The 19,521-nt window shown below is 72.2% G+C and carries 10 protein-coding genes and 1 pseudogene; 9 read left to right on the forward strand and 2 right to left on the reverse strand.

Annotated features, from left to right (window positions below; all coding sequences use genetic code 11):
* The first annotated feature begins 27 nt into the window (after positions 1–27).
* The 6 genes from V2W30_RS31270 to V2W30_RS31295 all read left to right on the forward strand — a co-directional run bounded on the left by V2W30_RS31270 (position 28) and on the right by V2W30_RS31295 (position 8,955).
* Positions 28–2,031 (forward strand): beta-galactosidase, encoded by a 2,004-nt coding sequence (locus V2W30_RS31270; protein ID WP_338701793.1) that lies wholly within the window; start codon positions 28–30, stop codon positions 2,029–2,031.
* 86 nt (positions 2,032–2,117) lie between these two features.
* Positions 2,118–3,281, forward strand: coding sequence for an arabinogalactan endo-1,4-beta-galactosidase (locus tag V2W30_RS31275; RefSeq protein ID WP_338701795.1), 1,164 nt, complete (start codon positions 2,118–2,120; stop codon positions 3,279–3,281).
* 132 nt (positions 3,282–3,413) lie between these two features.
* Entirely contained in the window at positions 3,414–4,541 is a 1,128-nt protein-coding gene (locus tag V2W30_RS31280; RefSeq protein ID WP_338701797.1) for a glycoside hydrolase family 53 protein, read from the forward strand.
* Between the two features lie 181 nt (positions 4,542–4,722).
* Complete coding sequence (locus V2W30_RS31285; protein ID WP_338701799.1) at positions 4,723–6,726, forward strand: beta-galactosidase; 2,004 nt, start codon at positions 4,723–4,725, stop codon at positions 6,724–6,726.
* A gap of 143 nt (positions 6,727–6,869) precedes the next feature.
* Complete coding sequence (locus tag V2W30_RS31290; protein ID WP_338701801.1) at positions 6,870–7,562, forward strand: pyridoxamine 5'-phosphate oxidase family protein; 693 nt, start codon at positions 6,870–6,872, stop codon at positions 7,560–7,562.
* 61 nt (positions 7,563–7,623) lie between these two features.
* A complete protein-coding gene (locus V2W30_RS31295) occupies positions 7,624–8,955 on the forward strand; it encodes a radical SAM protein (protein ID WP_338701803.1) in 1,332 nt (443 codons plus the stop codon).
* 2 nt (positions 8,956–8,957) lie between these two features.
* Here V2W30_RS31295 and V2W30_RS31300 read toward each other — a convergent pair whose 3' ends face one another.
* Complete coding sequence (locus tag V2W30_RS31300; protein WP_338701805.1) at positions 8,958–10,016, reverse strand: asparaginase; 1,059 nt, start codon at positions 10,014–10,016, stop codon at positions 8,958–8,960.
* Between the two features lie 160 nt (positions 10,017–10,176).
* Between V2W30_RS31300 and V2W30_RS31305 the strand changes: the two genes are divergently transcribed.
* Positions 10,177–10,626: an Lrp/AsnC family transcriptional regulator gene (locus V2W30_RS31305; protein WP_338701807.1), complete on the forward strand. Its 450-nt coding sequence runs from the start codon at positions 10,177–10,179 to the stop codon at positions 10,624–10,626.
* A gap of 20 nt (positions 10,627–10,646) precedes the next feature.
* Here V2W30_RS31305 and V2W30_RS31310 read toward each other — a convergent pair whose 3' ends face one another.
* Complete coding sequence (locus V2W30_RS31310) at positions 10,647–11,825, reverse strand: alanine--tRNA ligase-related protein (protein WP_338701808.1); 1,179 nt, start codon at positions 11,823–11,825, stop codon at positions 10,647–10,649.
* 590 nt (positions 11,826–12,415) lie between these two features.
* Between V2W30_RS31310 and V2W30_RS31315 the strand changes: the two genes are divergently transcribed.
* Both V2W30_RS31315 and V2W30_RS31320 read left to right on the forward strand, forming a co-directional pair.
* Positions 12,416–14,464, forward strand: a complete 2,049-nt coding sequence (locus V2W30_RS31315; RefSeq protein WP_338701809.1) for a flotillin family protein — start codon at positions 12,416–12,418, stop codon at positions 14,462–14,464.
* A gap of 129 nt (positions 14,465–14,593) precedes the next feature.
* Positions 14,594–19,386: pseudogene (locus V2W30_RS31320) on the forward strand (DNA repair ATPase).
* Positions 19,387–19,521 lie beyond the last annotated feature (135 nt).

Below are 19,521 nucleotides of genomic sequence, written 5' to 3' on the forward strand. Positions count from 1 at the left end.
CCGTTCCCCGCCCTTGGGAGTCCAGCGATGACCCGCACCACCCCGCACACCGGCACCGGCCCGGCGCTGTCGTTCGGCGGCGACTACAACCCCGAGCAGTGGCCGCGCGAGGTGTGGCGCGAGGACGTCGCCCTGATGCGGGAGGCCGGCGTGAACCTGGTCAGCCTCGGCGTCTTCGCCTGGGCGAGACTCGAACCGCGCCCGGGGGAGTACGACTGGGAATGGCTCGACGAGGCCGTCGACCTGCTGCACGCCTGGGGTATCCGGATCGCCCTCGGCACCCCGACCGCCGCGCCGCCCGCCTGGTTCTACCGCGCCCACCCCGACGCCCTGCCGGTGCGCCGCGACGGCGTCCGCCTCGCCTTCGGCTCACGCGCCGCGATCTGCCACACGCACCCCGCGTACCGCGAGGCCGCGGCCTCGATCACCACCCGGCTCGCCGAGCGCTACGGCAGCCACCCCGCCGTCGTCCTCTGGCACGTCTTCAACGAGTACGACGGACCGTCCCTGATCTGCTACTGCGACCTGTGCGCCGCCGCGTTCCGGGACTGGCTGCGCGCACGCCACGGCACCCTCGGCGCGCTCAACGCGGCCTGGGGAACGGCCTTCTGGGGCCAGGGCTACGGCGACTGGGAGGAGATCACCCCGCCCCGCGTGACCGCCTCCGCGGGCAACCCGGCCCAGCAGCTCGACTACCGCCGCTTCGCCGACGCGCAGGCCCGCGCCTGCTTCACCGCCGAACGCGACATCCTGCACCGCCTCTCACCCGGCGTCCCCGTCACCACGAACTTCACCACGGCCCCCAGCCAGGGCGACAAACTGGACTACTGGGCCTGGGCCGCCGAGGTCGACCTCGTCACCAACGACCACTACCTGATGACCGACGGCCGCCGAACGCACGTGAACCTGGCCCTCGCCGCCGACCTGACCCGCTCGGTGGCCGGCGGCGGCCCCTGGCTGCTCCTGGAACACGCCCCCTCCGGCGTCAACTGGCAGCCGCACAACCCCGCCAAGCGCCCCGGCGAGATGGCCCGCAACTCCCTCGGCCACGTCGCCCGCGGCTCCGAGGGCGCCCTGTTCTTCCAGTGGCGGCAGTCGGCGAGCGGCGCGGAGAAGTTCCACTCGGCGATGCTCCCGCAGGGCGGCACCGGGACCCGGGTCTGGCGCGAGATCACCGAACTCGGCTCCCGCGTGGCGGACCTGACGGACCTGCGCGGTACGCGCACCCGCGGCGACGTCGCCATGATCTGGTCCTGGGAGTCCTGGTGGGCGCAGTCCCTGGAGTGGCGCCCCAGCAGCGACCTCGACGCCCGCGAACGCCTCGACGCCTTCTACGAGGCCCTCTACGACCGCCATCTCACCGTCGACTTCCTGCCGCCGACGGGCCTCGCCGACCTGGACCCCGCACGCCACCCGCTGCTGGTCGTCCCCCAGCTCTACCTGGCCCCGGCCGCCCTCGCCGCCGACCTCGACCGGTACGTCCGCCGCGGCGGCACGCTCCTCGTCTCGTACTTCTCCGGCATCGTCGACGAGAACGACACGTTCCACCCCGGCGCGCACCCCGGTGCCCTGCGGGACGTACTCGGCCTGACCGTCGAGGAGTTCAGCCCGCTGCTGCCGGACGAGCGGGTCACCGTCCGCACCGGGCGGGGCGAGACGTACGAAGCGACCCTCTGGTCGGAGGTCGTCGTCCCGGCCGGCTGCGACACCCTGGCCACCTTCGCCGACGGCCGCACGGCCGGCGGCCCGGCGCTCACCCGGCACGGCCTCGGCGACGGCGCCGCCTGGTACCTGGCGACCCGGCTCACCGGCGACGCCCTCGCCGCCGTCGTCGACCAGGTGCTCACGGACGCCGGGATCACCCCGGCCGACCTGCCCCGCGACGTCGAACTCGTCGTCCGCGAGGGCGCGTCGGAGGACTTCCACTTCGCCGTCAACCACACCGACGCCGAGGCGAAGGTGTCCCTGTCCGACGGCAGCCGCCGCGCCGTCGCGCCGGGCGCGGTGGAGGTCTGGCGCACACCGCGCTGACCTCCACCCGCCACGCCGTCACCGGCCCCCTACTCCACCCCCCCCGGTAATTCCGTTGCTCCTTCGTGAAGGGAACCCACCCCGTTATGCGCAGACGTACGGTCCTGACCGCAGCGGCCACCGCGCTGGCCGCTCCCGTCCTGGGCGCGACCCCCGCGTCGGCGAACAGCGCGTCGCCGCCCTCCGCCGCCGCCCGCCGCGGCCTGGAGATCCGGGGCTGCGACATCTCCTCGCTGCCCAAGGACGAGGACTTCGGCGCGGTCTACCGCTACCCGAACGGGCGGCGCGCCGACGCCGTCCGCATCCTCGCCGACCACGGCGTCACCCACGCCCGGCTGAAGGTCTGGGTGGACCCGGCCGACGGCTACAACACCAAGAAGCGGATCCTGCCGCTGGCCAAGCGACTGAAGAAGGCCGGCATCGGCATCTGGGTCGACTTCCACTACTCGGACACGTGGGCCGACCCGTCGAAGCAGTTCAAGCCCGCCGCCTGGGAGGGCCTCGACGTCGCGGGCCTGACCCGCGCGGTCCACGACCACACGTCCGACGTCCTGGGCGCCCTGGTGCGGCAGGGCACCCCGGCCGACCTGGTGCAGGTCGGCAACGAGATCAACGGCGGTCTGCTGTGGCCCGAGGGCAAGAACTGGGGCGAGGGATCGGGCGGCTGGGACACCACGGCGGCGTTCCTCAAGGCAGGTCTCCAGGCGGCGCGTGACACGACGCCCCGCGTCCGCACGATGCTGCACATCGCCTCCGGCGGCGACAACGCGACGTCCCGCTGGTGGTTCGACGAGGCCGTCGCCCACGGCCTCGACTTCGACATCATCGCCCAGTCGTACTACCCGTTCTGGCACGGCGACCTGGCGACGGCGGCCGCCAACTTCGCGGACCTGTCGGCCCGTTACGGCAAGCCCGTGGTGATCGCCGAGACGGCGTACCCGTTCACGCTGGAGAGCGAGGACGCCACCAACGACATCCTGTACAGCGAGTCCCAGCTGACCGAGGGCTTCCCGGCGACCCCGGCCGGCCAGGCCGCCTGGCTCCGCGCGGTCGCCGACCTGCAGGCGAACGTGCCCGACGGCAAGGGGCTCGGCTACTGCTACTGGGAGGGAGTGTGGACGTACCGGGAGGGCGACGGCTGGGACCCGGCGGACCCGGCGTCCGGCAACGCCTGGGAGAACCTGGCCCTCTTCGACTTCGACGACCGGGCCCTCCCGGCGCTGAGGACCCTGGGCGGCTACCGCGCGTAGACGCGCGGTTCCCCACGCCCTTTCCGGGGCGCGGGGAACCGCGTGAGCAACGGGCACCGACCCGATCCCGGCAGACGCGCCCGCAAGCACACCCCCGCACACTCCACCCCAGGCCCCCGGAGGACCCCCGAGATGCAAAGACGCACCTTGCTCAAGGCCGCGGCGGCAGGCGTCACCGCCCCCGCCCTCCTCACCGCCACCGGTACCCCCGCCTCCGCCGCGAGCTCCCTCTCCATCCGCGGCATCGACTTCTCCTCCGTGCCGAAGGCGGAGGCCCTCGGAGCCGTCTGGCGCCAGTCCGACGGCACCCAGATCAACCCGGTCCAGCTGCTCTCCCGCGCCGGCATCACCCACGCCCGTCTGAAGGTCTGGGTCAACCCGGCCGACGGTTACAACAACAAGGCCCGCATCCTGCCGATGGCCGTGCGCCTCAACCGCTGGGGCATCAAGACGATCATCGACTTCCACTACTCGGACACCTGGGCCGACCCCGGCAACCAGACCAAGCCCGCCGCCTGGTCCTCCTTCTCGGTCTCCCAGCTCAGCACCGCCGTCTCGACCCACACCGCCGACGTCCTGGGCGCCCTCACCGCACAGGGCACCCCCGCCGACCTCGTGCAGATCGGCAACGAGATCAACGGCGGCATGCTCTGGGACACCGGCAACTGGAACAACCTCGACAACCTCGCCGCGTTCCTGACCTCCGGCATCAACGCGGCCCGCGCCACCACCCCGGGCGTCCGCACGGTCCTGCACCTCGCCAACGGCGGCACGCAGAGCCTCTACCAGTGGTTCTTCGACGCCATGAAGGCGCGCGGCGTCAACTGGGACGTCATCGGCATGTCGTTCTACCCGTACTGGCACGGCACGCTCGGCGACCTCGCGGCCAACCTCTCGTACGTCACGAACCGTTACGGCACCCCGGCGTTCGTCGCCGAGACCGCCTACCCGTGGACGCTCGCCGACCAGGACGGCACCGCCAACCTCGTCAACTCCGCCGACCAGCTCACCTCCGGCTACCCGGCCAGCTCCACCGGCCAGAACGCCTGGGTCAAGGCCGTCGCGGACACCGTCGCCGCCACCCCCGGCGGCAAGGGCCTCGGCTACTGCTACTGGGAGGGCTTCTGGACGGCCACCACCGGCAACGGCTGGGACCCGACCAACGCGGCGTCCGGCAACAACTGGGAGAACCAGGCGCTGTTCGACCACAACGACGTGGCCCTCCCTGCGCTCTACACCATCGGCTCGTACCGGGCCTGAGCCGCATGCCGTCCACTCTGTGACCGGTTACAGCACGAATCGGTCACTGTACTTGCCAATGATCAACCGCATGCGCTTACCTAGGCGCATCGCCGCGCGATCGCGTGTGTGCACGCTCCCAGAATCCAAAGATGGCTTCCGGGAGCGTGCACCGAAGCTTCGGACCCAGGAGAGACCCCGCATGACGCACCACCGGCTCGCCTTCGGCGGCGACTACAACCCCGAACAGTGGCCGGAGGACGTCTGGCACGAGGACGTCCGGCTGATGCGTGAGGCCGGCGTCACCATGGTCAGCGTCGGGATCTTCTCCTGGGCGCTGCTCGAACCGGCGCCCGGCACCTACGACTTCGGCTGGCTCGACCGCGTCATCGACCTGCTGCACGAGAACGGCATCGCGGTCGACCTCGGCACGCCCACCGTCGCCCCGCCCAAGTGGTTCTACACGGCGCACCCCGACGCCCTGCCGGTCACCGCCGACGGCAACCGTCTGCACTTCGGCTCGCGCGGCGCCATCTGCCACAGCAACCAGGCCTACCGCGCCGCCGCCGCCCGCATCACCGAGCAGCTCGCCCGCCGCTACGGCACGCACGAGGCCGTCGCGCTGTGGCACGTCCACAACGAGTACGGCGTCCCGGTCAGCGCCTGCTACTGCGAGAGCTGCGCCGCCCACTTCCGGCGCTGGCTCACGGCCACGTACGAGACCGTCGACCACGTCAACCACGCCTGGGGCACCGCCTTCTGGGGCCAGCGCTACGCCTCCTTCGAGGAGATCGACCCGCCGCGCACCACCCCGACCGTCGGCAACCCCGCGCAGCAGCTCGACTACAAGCGCTTCGCCGACGCCACCCTGCGCGAGAACTTCCTGCGCGAGCGCGACATCCTGCACCGCCTCGCCCCCGGCATCCCCGTCACCACCAACTTCATGACGGCCCTCAGCCAGTGCGACTCCATCGACTACTGGGCCTGGGGCCGCGAGGTCGACCTCGTCACCAACGACCACTACCTGATCACCGACGGCCGCCGCACCCACGTGAACCTGGCGATGGCCGCCGACCTCACGCGTTCGGTCGCCGGCGGCGCGCCGTGGCTCCTCCTGGAGCACTCCACGTCCGGCGTCAACTGGCAGCCCCGCAATCCGGCGAAGGCCCCCGGCCAGATGGCCCGCAACTCGCTCTCGCACGTGGCGCGCGGCTCCGAGGGCGCCATGTTCTTCCAGTGGCGCCAGTCGCGGCGCGGCGCCGAGAAGTTCCACTCGTCGATGGTTCCGCACGGCGGCACGGACACCAAGGTGTGGCGCGAGGTCTGCGAACTCGGCGCCGCCCTGGTCGATCTGGCGCCCGTCAAGGACACCCGTACCGTCGCCGACGCCGCCGTGCTGTGGGACTGGCACTCCTGGTGGGCGCAGAACCTGCCGTGGCGGCCGAGCGAGGACCACGACGCCCGCGAGCGCGCCGACACCTTCTACGAGGCGCTCTACGACCGCCACCTGACCGTCGACTTCGCCCACCCGGAAGCCGACCTGTCGGCCTACCCCCTGGTCGTCGTCCCCGCCCTGTACCTGGCGACCGAGGCCGCCGCGCTCAACGTCCGCGAGTACGTGGCGAACGGCGGCACCCTCGTCGTCTCGTACTTCTCCGGCATCGTCGACGAGCACGACGCCGTCCACGAAGGCCCCTACCCGGGCGCCTTCCGCGACGTACTCGGCCTGACCGTCGAGGAGTTCAGCCCGCTGCCGGCCGGCGAGTCGGTGCGGCTCGGCGCGCCCGACGGCTCCGAGCTCACCGGCGACGTGTGGACGGAGTTCGTCGTCCCGCGCGGCGCCGAACCGGTCTGGACCTACGAGGACGGACTCGCCGCGGGCCGCCCCGCGATCACCCGCCACACGTACGGCGAGGGCACCGCCTGGTACGTCTCGACGCGGCTCTCCGCGGCCGGTCTCGACCCGGTCCTCGCGGCCGCGGCGGCCGACGCCCGGATCGCGCCGCGCCCCGAACTCCCGCGCGACGTCGAGCTGGTGACGCGTACGGGGGAGACGGGCACGTACCTCTTCGCGATCAACCACACCGGCGACGAGGCCAAGGTGCCGCTGCCCGCCCCCGGCACCGAACTCCTCACCGGGCGACCCGCGACGGGCGTCCTGCCCGTGCCCGCCGGCGCGGTGCGCGTGGTGCGCCTGGAGGCCTGAGGGCCGGTCACCGGGCACAGAATCCGGCCGGGGTCCGTGGGGGAAGTCCGGCCGGACCGCGACGGCGCCGCACCAGGCCTTCGGTGCGGCGCCGTCCCCCTGCCCGCGTCCCCGGTGATCACCCGGGAGTACTGTTCCGGCGCATGACGCACACGGAACTCCCACGCACCCTGGCGCCGACCGAGCGCACCCGCCTGCGCCGCATGAAGGAGAAGGCGAGCTTCGAGCGCTCCGACCTCGAAGCGATCCTCGACGCGGGCTTCGTCTGCCACCTGGGAGTGATCGTCGACGGCGACCCCATGGTCGTACCGACGGTCTACGGGCGCGACGAGCGGAACCTGTACGTGCACGGATCCGTGGCCAGCCGCAGCCTGGTGAACGCCGAGGGCGACGACGTCGACGCGACGATATGCGTGACCGTCACCCACGTCGACGGGCTCGTCCTCGCCCGCTCGGTCTTCGAGCACGGCGTGAACTACCGCTGCGCGATGATCTACGGCACCCCGCGCCGCCTCGTCGACGACGCCGAGAAGACCGAGGGCCTGCGCATCCTCACCGAGCACGCCACCCCGGGGCAGTGGGACTACGCGCGCCGCCCCACCCGCAAGGAGCTCGCCGCCACCACGGTCTTCGCCCTGTCCCTCGAAGAGGCGTCGGTGAAGATCCGTACCGGCGCCCCGGACGACGGCGACTCGCCGGACGCCGCGCTCGGCCTGTGGGCCGGAACCCTGCCCCTGACCTCGCGCTGGGGCGCCCCCACCGCCGACCCGGCCCTCCCCTCGGGGATCACCGCGCCGGCCCACATCGTCGCCCGAGCGGGGACCCGGCAGGGTTGAGGGACAACCGGGGGCATAACGTGAGAGCCGTAGGACCGTCGTAGAAACAAGGAGTAACGGGATGCAGAGCCGCACGGCACTCGTCGAGGACCTGATGGAGCGCTTCCCGCACGTTCCGAAGGAAGCGGTCTTCAAGGAGGACCTGCTCCGGGGCGGCGTCGCGTTCGACCCCTCCGCGCTGAGCGACAACGAGGGCGGCGACGTCAAGCCGAAGTCGTACTTCATCTTCTCCTTCGACCACGGCACGCTCCCCGAGCTGGGCGAGGCCGCGCTGCGCCGCCCGCCGGAGGAGATCGTCCTCACCGGCGGCCCCTACGACCTGCGGCGCACCGTCGTCTCGGTCCGGGTGAACCCGTCGTCCCCGTACCGGGTCGCGGCCAACGAGGACGGGATGCTCGGCCTCTACCTCGACGGCAAGCGCATCTCCGACGTGGGCGTGCCGCCGATGCCGGAGTACTACCGGCACAAGCTCTCCAACGGGAAGTCGGTCATGGAGGTGGCCCCGACGATCCAGTGGGGCTACCTGATCTACCTGACCGCCTTCCGCGTCTGCCAGTACTTCGGCGCCAAGGAGGAGTGCCAGTACTGCGACATCAACCACAACTGGCGCCAGCACAAGGCGGCCGGGCGCCCGTACACGGGCGTGAAGGACGTCGACGAGGTCCTCGAAGCGCTGTCGATCATCGACCAGTACGACACCGCGAAGGCGTCCACCGCGTACACGCTCACCGGCGGCGCGATCACCTCGAAGGTGCAGGGCCTGGACGAGGCCGACTTCTACGGGCGCTACGCCAAGGCCATCGAGGAGCACTTCCCGGGCCGCTGGATCGGCAAGGTCGTCGCCCAGGCGCTGCCCAAGGACGACGTCCAGCGCTTCAAGGACTACGGCGTCCAGATCTACCACCCCAATTACGAGGTGTGGGACGAGTACCTGTTCAAGATGTACTGCCCCGGCAAGGAGCGCTACGTCGGCCGCGACGAGTGGCACAAGCGCATCCTCGACTCGACCGAGGTCTTCGGCGCGCGCAACGTGATCCCGAACTTCGTCGCGGGCGTGGAGATGGCCGAGCCGTTCGGCTTCAAGACGGTCGACGAGGCCATCGCGTCGACGACGGAGGGCCTGCGCTTCTTCATGTCGCAGGGCATCACCCCGCGCTTCACGACCTGGTGCCCCGAGCCGACGACGCCCCTCGGCAAGGCGAACCCCGCCGGGGCGCCGCTGGAGTACCACATCCGTCTGCTGGACGCGTACCGCTCGACGATGGACGAGTTCGGTCTGTCGTCGCCGCCCGGATACGGGCCCGCCGGTGCCGGGCGGGCCGTCTTCTCGGTCAGCTCGTTCATGGACAGCCTGGCCCCGAACTCCGAGGCCGTGGAGACCCCGCAGGCCTGAGGTCAGGCGGCGGTCTTCTCCTCGCCCGTGCCGGCCGTCCCGACGGCCGTGCCGGCCGGCGCCGCGATCAGCCGGCGCAGGACGTCGGCGCGGGCGGCGGGGGCGGCGTCCGACAGGAGCGCGGCCAGGACGGCGATCCTGGCCTGGCCCGCGCGGAGCGTGCCGGTGAGCACGGCGCCCGCCGCGACCAGGTCCACGGCGCCGCCGCCGGTGTACAGCTCGGCGAGCGGCCCGGCGGGGACCCGCGTCGAGACGGCGACCAGGACCCCGCGCCGCACGGCCGCGGCCACGGCGTCGACCAGCTCGGGCGTCGCGTTGCCCGCGCCGGTGGCGACGAGCACGATGCCCTGCGCGCCCGCGGCGAGCGCGGCCTCGAAGAGGGTGGCGTCGGCGTCGCTGTGGTGCATGACGACGTCGACGCGCGGTATCGCCGCGTCGGCCTTCGGCACCGGCAGCGGCTCCGGACGCTCCGGCTCGTGCCGGATGTCGACGCGGCCGAAGCCGAGGCGGCCGAGCGGGGCGGCGGCGGACGGGTCGGCGAACGCGTTCGCCGCGAGCGTCTGCGTCTTCACCGTGCCGCGCGCGGCGTGCACCGTGCCGTCGAAGACGACCAGCACACCCAGGCCCCGTACGGTCGCGGCGACCTGGAGCGCGTCGTACATGTTGCCCGGACCGTCGCCGTCGGTCGCGCCGAGCGGCTTCTGGGCGCCCGTGAACACCACCGGGCGCGGGTCGTCGTGGAACAGGTCGAGCAGGAACGCGGACTCCTCCAGGGTGTCCGTGCCGTGCGTGACGACGATGCCGTCCACGTCCGGGTCCGCGAGGACCTCGCGGACGGTGCGCAGCAGGGTCAGTTGCAGTGCGCTGGTCATCCGCGAGCTGTTGACGTTGAAGAGGTCGACGACGTCGACGGTCAGGCCGTCCGGCGTGGCGGCGCTGGCCAGCACGGTGTCCCCGCCGGCGTCGGCGGCGTAACCGGTGCCCTGCCAGCGGCTGGCGATGGTGCCGCCGGTGCTGATGAGGGTGATGCGCCGGGGCGCTTCGGTCCGGATGCGTTCCATGGGTGCGTGCCTCGCGGGTCGGGTCGGCCTGGTGGTGTCGGTGTCACGCGTGCGGTGGACGGACGCGCGTTCGATCTTCCGCAAGGATAAATCGGAGAGTGCGCAATCGGATTGCGAATTCTGGCCGATGATCGCCGGTTCCGTAGCGCATGATTGCGCCATGGACCGTATTGATCTGCATATCTTGCGTGAGCTCCAGGCCGACGGTCGGCTCAGCAACCAGGAGCTCGCCCACCGCGTCGGTCTCAGCCCGTCGCCCTGTATGCGCCGCGTACGCCAGCTCGAACAGGACGGGGTCATCCAGGGCTACCGCGCGATCGTCGATCCGGAGGCCGTCGGCCGCGGCTTCGAGGTCCTCGTCTCCATCGAGGTGCGCCGCGACCGCGAGTCCGTCGAGGCGTTCGAGCACGCGCTCCAGGACATCCCCGACGTCGTCGAGGCCTACCGCCTCTTCGGCAGCCCCGGCTGCCTCCTGCGCATCGCGGTCGCGGACCTGGCGGCGTACGAACGCCTGTGGATCGAGCGTCTCACGACGCTCGACGGCGTCACCGAGGTCAACTCCCAGATCATCATGAAGCGTGTGAAGGAGCCGAAGGGGCTGCCGGTCTAGCGAGACCGCGTCGGCGGCGCTCACTTCGGCCGCAGGCCGCGCACCAGTTCCCGCGGCAGCCCGTGCGTGTCGTGCAGATATCGCAGGTCGTCCTCGTCGAGCGGCCCCCGGAAGCGCGGCCGGTCGAGGACCTTGCGGCCGCGGTCGAGGAGCCGGTCGAAGCGCCGCTCCTCGTCGAGCAGCACGTGCCGCACCCGCCGCGGGTCCTCGTCCTGGCGGAAGCGGTCCAGGGTGTGCCGGATCAGTTCCTCGGGCAGGTCGCCGAGGCCGCGCGTCGGGTCGCCGCCGTCCTCGTGGCGCAGCACGGTGAGCAGCCGCCGGATCAGTCGGCGCAGCACGTATCCGCGTCCCGTGTTCGACGGCCGCACCCCGTCGCCGACGACCACGAACGACGAGCGCAGATGGTCCGAGACCAGCCGGAGCGACGGCTCGTCGAGCGACGGCCACAGGCCGGGCAGCAGCCGCCGCCACGGCTCGAAGACATCGCACTCGAACACCGACGAACGGCCCTGCAACCGCGACGAGAGGCGTTCGAGACCGAGGCCGGTGTCGACGTTGCGCTGCGGCAGCGGCACCAGCGAACCGTCGTCGAGGCGCCGGTAGCGCATCGTCACGTGGTTCCACATCTCGACCCAGCGCCCGTCGCGGCTCGGCGACGACTCGGGAGGTGTGTCGCCGGTCCACAGGAAGATCTCCGAGTCGGGACCGCACGGTCCGGTCGGCCCGTTGGACCACCAGTTGTCCTCGACGGTGAACTCCACCGGCACCCCGAGCCGCTGCCACAGCTCAAGAGAGGGCGTGTCGGGCCCGGTCCGGTCGTCACCGCCGAACACCGTCGAGTGCAACAGGCGCGGATCGACCCCGAATCCGTCGGTGAGCAGCTCGTACCCCCACTCCAGACTCCGCGGCCCCTCGTAGTCGCCGAGCGACCATGTGCCGAGCATCTCGAACACCGTCAGATGGGTCGGATCGCCGACCTCGTCCAGATCCGTGGTCCGCAGACACCGCTGTACGTTGACCAGCCGCCGGCCCAGCGGATGCGGGCGCCCCTCCAGGTACGGGGTGAGCGGATGCATGCCGGACGTGGTGAACAGGACCGGATCGCCGGGCGGCGGCAGCAGGGTCGAGCCGGTGAGCGGGCGGTGCCCGCGCTCCTCGTAGAACTCGGTGAAGGTGCGGACGACGTCGTCGGTACGCATGAGGTGACTCCTCTACGGATCAGGAGGCACCGGAAGCGGCCGGCACGGGGAACGTCCTCGCAGCACACGGAACACCGGCGGCCGTTTCCGGTCGCCGGTGGGAAGGGGTGGTGACGTGGGACGTCAGTCGGCGGCAACCGGCGAGCTGGTCGCTCGCGCGGTCGCGGTGGTGCTGGTCCGGCCGATGACGTTCATGGCACCGACGGTAACGCGCCGGCCCGGCGAAAGCCCACCCGATTTGCGTGGCGGGCTCGATGACGGGGAGTGCGGCACGGCTCGTACGGCACGGCTCGGACCGCGCGGGCCACGGCACTCGGCGGGCCGGTGTGCTGACGGCTCGTTGACGGTGTGCTGACGGGTCCTTGACGGGGACCGGCATGCAGGAGCCCGCCAACATTGCGGGGTTCCGGCAATGCGCGGGGGCGATCGCGACGTCAGGATGGAGCGCGGGGGAGCACTGAGGATGATCCCGGTGCCGGACACCGGCAGTCGGCGTATGCCGTCCGCGCGTCCGGCACCGGGACCGGTGTCGTGAGGGCTCCGTTGCCACCGCTTCGCACACGTCCCATCGCCGTCACCGAGGACTTCACATGGATGCCACCACCGTGGGCATCGGCGTGTCCGTCGCCGCTGTCCTGTTCGTCATAGCGCTGCTGTTCGCCTTCACCCGGCTGTTCCGCAAGGTGGAGCAGGGCAAGGCGCTGATCGTCTCCCGGATGCGCAGGGTCGATGTGACGTTCACCGGGCAGGTCGTCCTGCCCGTGCTGCACAAGGCCGAGGTCATGGACATCTCGGTGAAGGCCATCGAGATCACCCGGACCGGCCGGGACGGGCTGATCTGCAAGGACAACATCCGCGCGGACATCCGCATCTCGTTCTTCGTGAAGGTCAACAAGACCGTCGACGACGTCATCAAGGTCGCCCAGGCCGTGGGTACCCAGCGCGCCAGCGACCAGAAGACGCTCCAGGAACTGTTCCACGCCAAGTTCTCCGAGGCGCTCAAGACCGTCGGCAAGCAGCTCGACTTCACCGATCTCTACACCAAGCGCGAGGAACTGCGGTACCGGATCATCGAGGTCATCGGCGTCGACCTGAGCGGCTACCACCTGGAGGACGCGGCGATCGACTACCTGGAGCAGACGCCGCTCTCCCAGCTCGACCCGCACAACGTCCTGGACGCCCAAGGCATCCGGAAGATCACCGAGTTGACGACGATCGAACACGTGCGGACGAACGAGTTCCAGCGCACGGAGGAGAAGGAGATCACGCGGCAGAACGTCGACGCCCGCGAGACCATCCTGGAGCTGGAGCGCCGCCAGGCCGACGCCGAGATCAAGCAGCAGCGGGAGATCGACACCGTACGGGCCCGCGAGGCGGCCGAGACGGCGCGAGTGGTGGAGGAGGAGCGGCTGCGCTCGCAGGGCGCGTTCCTCACCACCGAGGAGAAGCTCGGCGTGCAGCGCGAGAACCAGCAGCGCGAGGTCGCCGTCGCGCAGAAGAACCGCGAGCGGGTCATCGCCGTCGAGAACGAGCGCATCGAGAAGGACCGCCTCCTGGAGGTCATCGCGCGGGAGCGGGAGACCCAGCTGACGAAGATCGCCGCCGACAAGGAGGTCGAGGGGCAGAAGCGGGAGATCGCCGAAGTCGTACGGGAGCGGGTCGCCGTCGACCGGACGGTCGCCGAGCAGGAGGAGTCCATCAAGAAGCTGCGCGCCGTCGAGGAGGCGGAGCGCGGGCGGCAGTCCGTCATCATCGCGGCGGAGGCCGAGGCGCAGCAGAAGCTGGTCAAGGACATCAAGGCCGCGGAGGCCGCCGAACAGGCGGCCACCCACCGTGCCGCCGAACAACTGACGCTGGCCGAGGCCGAGTTGAAGTCCGCCGACCTGCACGCGCAGGCCAAACTGAAGCTCGCCGCCGGTATCCAGGCCGAGCAGGCCGCGCCGGGCCTCGCCGACGTCCAGGTCCGCGACAAGGAAGCCGACGTCATCGAGAAGTCGGGGCGCGCCGAGGCCGAGGCCACCGAGGCGCGGCTGCGCGCCGAGGCGGAGGGCGCCCGCGCCAAGGCGCTCGCCGAGGCGACCGCGATCGGCGAGAAGCTCAAGGCGGAGGCCGAGGGCATCAACCAGAAGGCCCTCGCCATGGCGGCCCTGGACGACGCGTCGCGCGGCCACGAGGAGTACCGGCTGCGGCTCCAGGCCGAGAAGGAGATCCGGCTCGCCGGGCTCGACGCGCAGCGGCAGGTCGCCGAGGCGCAGGCCACCGTCCTCGCCACCGGCCTGGAGAACGCGGACATCGACATCGTCGGCGGTGACTCCGTCTTCTTCGACCGGCTCGTGAACTCCATCGCGTTCGGCAAGGGCCTCGACGGCTTCGTCGAGAACTCGCGGACCGCCCAGGCCCTCGCGGGCCCCTGGCTGGACGGCACGGCCGTCTTCCCCGAGGACCTGACGAAGATCCTCGGCTCCGTGTCGACCGGCGACGTCCAGAACCTCACCGTCTCCGCGCTCCTGATGAAGCTCATGAACGGCGGCGTCGGCGAACAGGCCGGACAGCTCCGAGAACTCCTGGACAAGGCGGGGCAGTTGGGTCTCGCCGACCTTCCGCTGGCGCGGCTGAACGGCTCCGCCGCGCACCACTGACCCGCCCGCGGGACCGGCCGGGGCCGCCGCACGGGGGTCGGCGACCCCGGCCGTACGGCATCAGCACGTTCCACCGGTACGCGAGACCGCCCGTAGGCGCGACCGCCCGTACGAGAGGGAAACCCGCCCATGGACACGGGTCCGGACGCGAGCACCTACGACGTCCTGCGTGACCGGCTCGCCGGACAGGCCCGGCAACTCGCCGCGCGAGCGGAGGAGTTGAACGAGCGCCGGGTGGCCGCCTTCGGCGCCACCGGACTCGTCCTCGCCGACACGCGCCACCTGCGCACCGCTCGGCCCGGCGTGGCCCGTGACGTCATCGCCGTCGGTGACGTCCTGCTGTCCGGGCGTACGACACCGCTCGGCGCCGACGACGGGACGACCGTCGCGGACGTCTTCACCCTGCACGACCGCCGCACCCTGGAGGCGCTCCCCGACACGGCGGCGCCCGGCCTGCTCGACGACCCCGCGTTCGTCCGGGAGTTCGCGGCGCTGCACCGCTACTACCGCGCGGCCGCGCTGATCCGCCTCCGGCTCGTCGGCGGCACACTGCTCGCCGTGTTCCGCACCGGCGAGACGGCCGCCGACATCCGCGTCCTGCGCTGGACCCTCGGCGTGGACGGCCGGGCCGTCTTCCTCGACGCGCGCGGCGACCGCGACCACGTCCTGCCGCCCGCCCACGACCTCACCTGGACCACGGCCACCCGCGACGACCACGTCCCCGGCCGCCACCCGCACATCGCCGTGCCCGGCGGCGAGGTCTACGTCGACACGCTCGGCGGCACCCTCACCCTCAAGACCGAGAACGACACCGAGACCGCCGAGGGCCGTTACAGCGAACCGGTCGACGAACCGCTCCAGTCGCTCGCCGACGCCGACGTCGCGCACGCCCGCGTCGGCCCGCTCATCCTGCTGCGCGTGCGCCCCTACAAGGAGAGCGCCGACCGGTACCTCGTCTTCGACACGCTCACCGGGCACACCGTGCGGCTCGACGGCATCGGGCAGGCCTGCCGCACGCTCCCCGAGGAGCAGGGCATCGTCTTCCCCGGCGGATACGTCCTGGCCACGGGGGAGTCCAAGGCGTTCGACGCCCTCGACACGACCGGCCTCGCCTACGAGCGGACCGTGCGCTCGCCGAGCGGCGAGGACGTCCTCTTCGTCTTCCACGGAACAGGCGCGTGCCGCACCCTGCTGCTCGCCTACAACGTCCTGCGCAAGGAGTTCGCCACCCCGATCGCCTGCGAGGGGTACGCGCTGTTCGACGACGGCTCCCTGCTCGTCCTGCGCGCCACCGACGGCGAGCCCGCCCGCGTGCACCCGCTCCAGACGTGGGACTCCCCGTACGTGTCCGACGCCCACGCCGCGGCCCGACCCGCCGGCGCGGGGCCACTGGCCCGTGTCGGCAACGCCGACCTGGTGGGCGGCATCTCCGACTGCCTCGCCGTGGCCCGCACCGTCACCGGCACGGCCGGGACGCCGACGACCGCCGCCTACCAGGAACTGGTCGCGCGCTGCGTCCGCGCCGCCGACCGTCACCACTGGCTCGGCGACCCCGAACTCGGCGACCTGCGCGGCCCATTGGACGCCGTACGCGCCACGGCCGAGCAGGTGCTCACCGAGTTCGAGACGGTGCGCGGCCTGACCCGGCAGGCGGCCGAAGCGGTCGCCGACGCGGCCGCCCGCAGCGCGGGCCTCGTCCGGCGCATCCGCGGCGAGGTGCCCCGCACCGCCCCCGAATGGGTCGAGCGGATCACCGAACTCCGCCGCGCGCAGGGCCGGTTGTTGTCCCTCAAGGAACTCCGCCACGCCGACACCGAGCAGATCGACACCCTCGCCACCGGCCTCGCGGCCGACATCGACGCGGCCGGGCAGCGCGCCGTCGCGTTCCTCGCGCGGCCCGACGCCTTCGCCGCCCAGCACCGGCACCTCGACGGACTGGCCGAGCTCGCCGACACGCTCGCGACCGTCGCCGAGTTCACCGAGCCGTACCGTGAACTCCAGGCGCTCGGCGACCAGTTGCGCACGGCCGCGGACGTCGTCGCCGGGCTGGAGGTCGCCGACGCGACGGTCCGCGCGACCGTCCTGGAACACCTCGCCGAGGCCCTGGCCGCCGTCAACCGGGCCCGCGCCACCCTCGACGCGCGCCGCCGCGAACTCGCCGAGCGAGAGGGCGCGCCGAGTTCGCCGCCGAGTTCGCCCTGCTCGGGCAGGCCGTCACCGGCGCCCTCGCCGCGGCCGACACCCCGCACGCCTGCGACGACCAGCTGGCCCGGCTCCTGCTGCGGCTGGAGGAACTCCAGGGCAGGTTCGCCGAGTCCGACGCCTTCCTCGACGACCTCGACACCCGCCGCACCGAGATCCACGAGGCCTTCGCCGCCCGCAAGCAGGCCCTGACCGACGAACGGGCCCGCCGCACCGACCGCCTCGCCCACTCCGCCGGACGCGTCCTCGCCTCGATCGCCCGCCGCGCCGCGACCCTCGCCTCCGACGAGGACATCCACACCTACTTCGCCTCCGACCCGCTGGTCGCCAAGGTCGCCCGCACCATCGCCGACCTGCGCGACCTCGGCGACCAGGTGCGGGCGGACGAACTCGCCGGCCGCGTCGACGCCGCCCGCAGGGAAGCCGCCCGCACCCTGCGCGACCGCACCGACCTGTACGCGGACGGCGGCGACACCCTGCGCCTGGGCCGCCACCGCTTCGCCGTCAACACCCAGCCGCTCGACCTGACCCTCGTCCCGCACGGCGACGGCATGGCCTTCGCGCTCACCGGCACCGACTACCGCGCCCCCGTCACCGATCCCGACTTCGCCGCCACCCGCCCCCACTGGGACCAGCACCTCGCCTCCGAGAACCCCGCCGTCTACCGCGCCGAACACCTCGCCGCCCGGCTCCTCGCCGACCACGGCGCCGACGCGCTGCTTGCCGCCGACGACCTGCCGCGACGCGTCCGGGCCGCCGCCGAGGACGCGTACGACGAGGGCTACGAGCGCGGTGTGCACGACCACGACACCACCCTGATCCTCACCGCCCTGCTGCGCCTGCACTCCAGCGCCGGCCTGCTGCGCCACACCCCGCGGGCCCGCGCCGCCGCCCAGCTCTTCTGGGCGCACCAAGTACCCGACGAAGAGCGGCGGTTGCTGATCCGTCGGGCCGCCTCGCTGGCCCGCGCCCGCGACACCTTCGGCCTCGCCCCCGCCCTCGACGACTTCCGCGCGGAACTCGCCGCGCGCATGGACGGCGACCCGGACGCCGCCGCGTACCTCGTCGACGAGCTGAGCGGCGCCCCCACCGGCTTCGTCGTGGCGTCCCGGACCCGCGAGTTCCTCGACAAGTTCCGCCGCACGGTGGACGGTCCGGCCTACGAGGACGACATCGCGGCGGTGCCCGACCTCACCGCCCGCCGCCAGCTGGTGGAGGCATGGCTGTCGGCGTACGCCACGGCCGCCGGTGAGCGCCTCGCCGACCTGCCCGAGGCCGTGGCCGTGGAACTCTGCCCGGACCTGGAGCGGTACGAGAACACCGCCGACCTCACCGCCACCGTCGAGGGCCTGCTCGGCACCCACCCGCGGATCGCGGGCCGCCGCCTCACCTTCCGGATCGACGAACTGCTCGCCCGCACAGCGGAGTTCCGGACGCGCACCGTGCCCGGGTTCCGCGCGTACCAGCGGCTGCGCACCCGCCTCGCCACCGCCGAACGCGCCCGGCTGCGCCTCGACGACCACCGCCCCCGCGTCCTGTCGACGTTCGTACGCAGCCGTCTCGTCGACGAGGTGTACCTGCCGCTCATCGGCGACAGCCTCAGCAAGCAACTCGGCACGGCCGGCGGCCTGTTGCTGCTCATCTCGCCGCCGGGCTACGGCAAGACGACCCTCATGGAGTACGTCGCCGACCGGCTCGGCATGATCCTCGTCAAGGTCGACGGGCCGGCCCTCGGCCACACCGTCACCTCCCTCGACCCCGCCGACGCTCCGCACGCGACCGCCCGGCAGGAGATCGACAAGGTCAACTTCGCGCTGGAGACGGGCAACAACGTCCTCCTGTACCTCGACGACATCCAGCACACCTCGCCCGAACTCCTCCAGAAGTTCATCGCGCTGTGCGACGCGCAGCGCCGCATGGACGGCGTGTGGAACGGCACCCCGCGCACGTACGACCTGCGCGGCAAGCGGTTCGCCGTCTGCATGGCGGGCAACCCGTACACCGAGTCAGGAGCCCGCTTCCGCGTCCCCGACATGCTCGCCAACCGCGCCGACGTATGGAACCTCGGCGACGTCCTCACCGGCCGGGCGGACGCCTTCGCCGCGTCCTTCGTGGAGAACGCGCTCACCGCGAACCCTCATCTCGCGCCGCTCGCCGCCCGCGAGCGCGCCGACCTCGACCTGCTGCTCCGGATCGCCGAGGGCGATCCCGCCGCACGCGCCGACCACCTCGTCCACCCGTACGCGCCCGCCGAACGCGACCGCGTCGTCACCGTCCTGCGCCACCTCGTCGCGGCCCGCGCCACGGTCCTCGCGGTCAACGCGGCCTACATCGCGTCCGCCGCCCAGGACCCCGCGACCCGTACCGAGCCGCCCTTTCGGCTCCAGGGCTCCTACCGCGACATGAACAAGATCGCCGCCCGGATCGACCCGGCCATGAACGACGACGAGCTGGCCGCTCTCATCGACGACCACTACACGAGCGAGGCCCACACTCTCACCACCGGCGCCGAGGCCAGTCTTCTCAAACTCGCCGAGCTGCGCGGCCGGTTGACGGACCGTCAAGCCGCGCGCTGGGCCGAGGTGAAGGCCGGCCACGTCCGCGCCCGTACCCTCGGCGGCCCCGCCGACGACCCGGGCGTCCGGGCCGTCGCCGCCCTCGGACTGCTCGCCGACCGCCTGGCGGCCGTGGAGGCCGCGATCACCGGCCGAGACCGCTGAGCCCCGGTCCTTGAGCGCGAACCAGTGGCACCGGCCACCCCTCGCCTCCTGGCCGCCGCGCGCACCCCACCGGCCCGAACCGCCGCCACGTGCGCTAAGAATGCGTCAGCGGGGCATCGGGACGGCAGGGGCGGC

The organism is Streptomyces sp. Q6, assembly GCF_036967205.1.
Lineage (GTDB): Bacteria > Actinomycetota > Actinomycetes > Streptomycetales > Streptomycetaceae > Streptomyces > Streptomyces citrinus.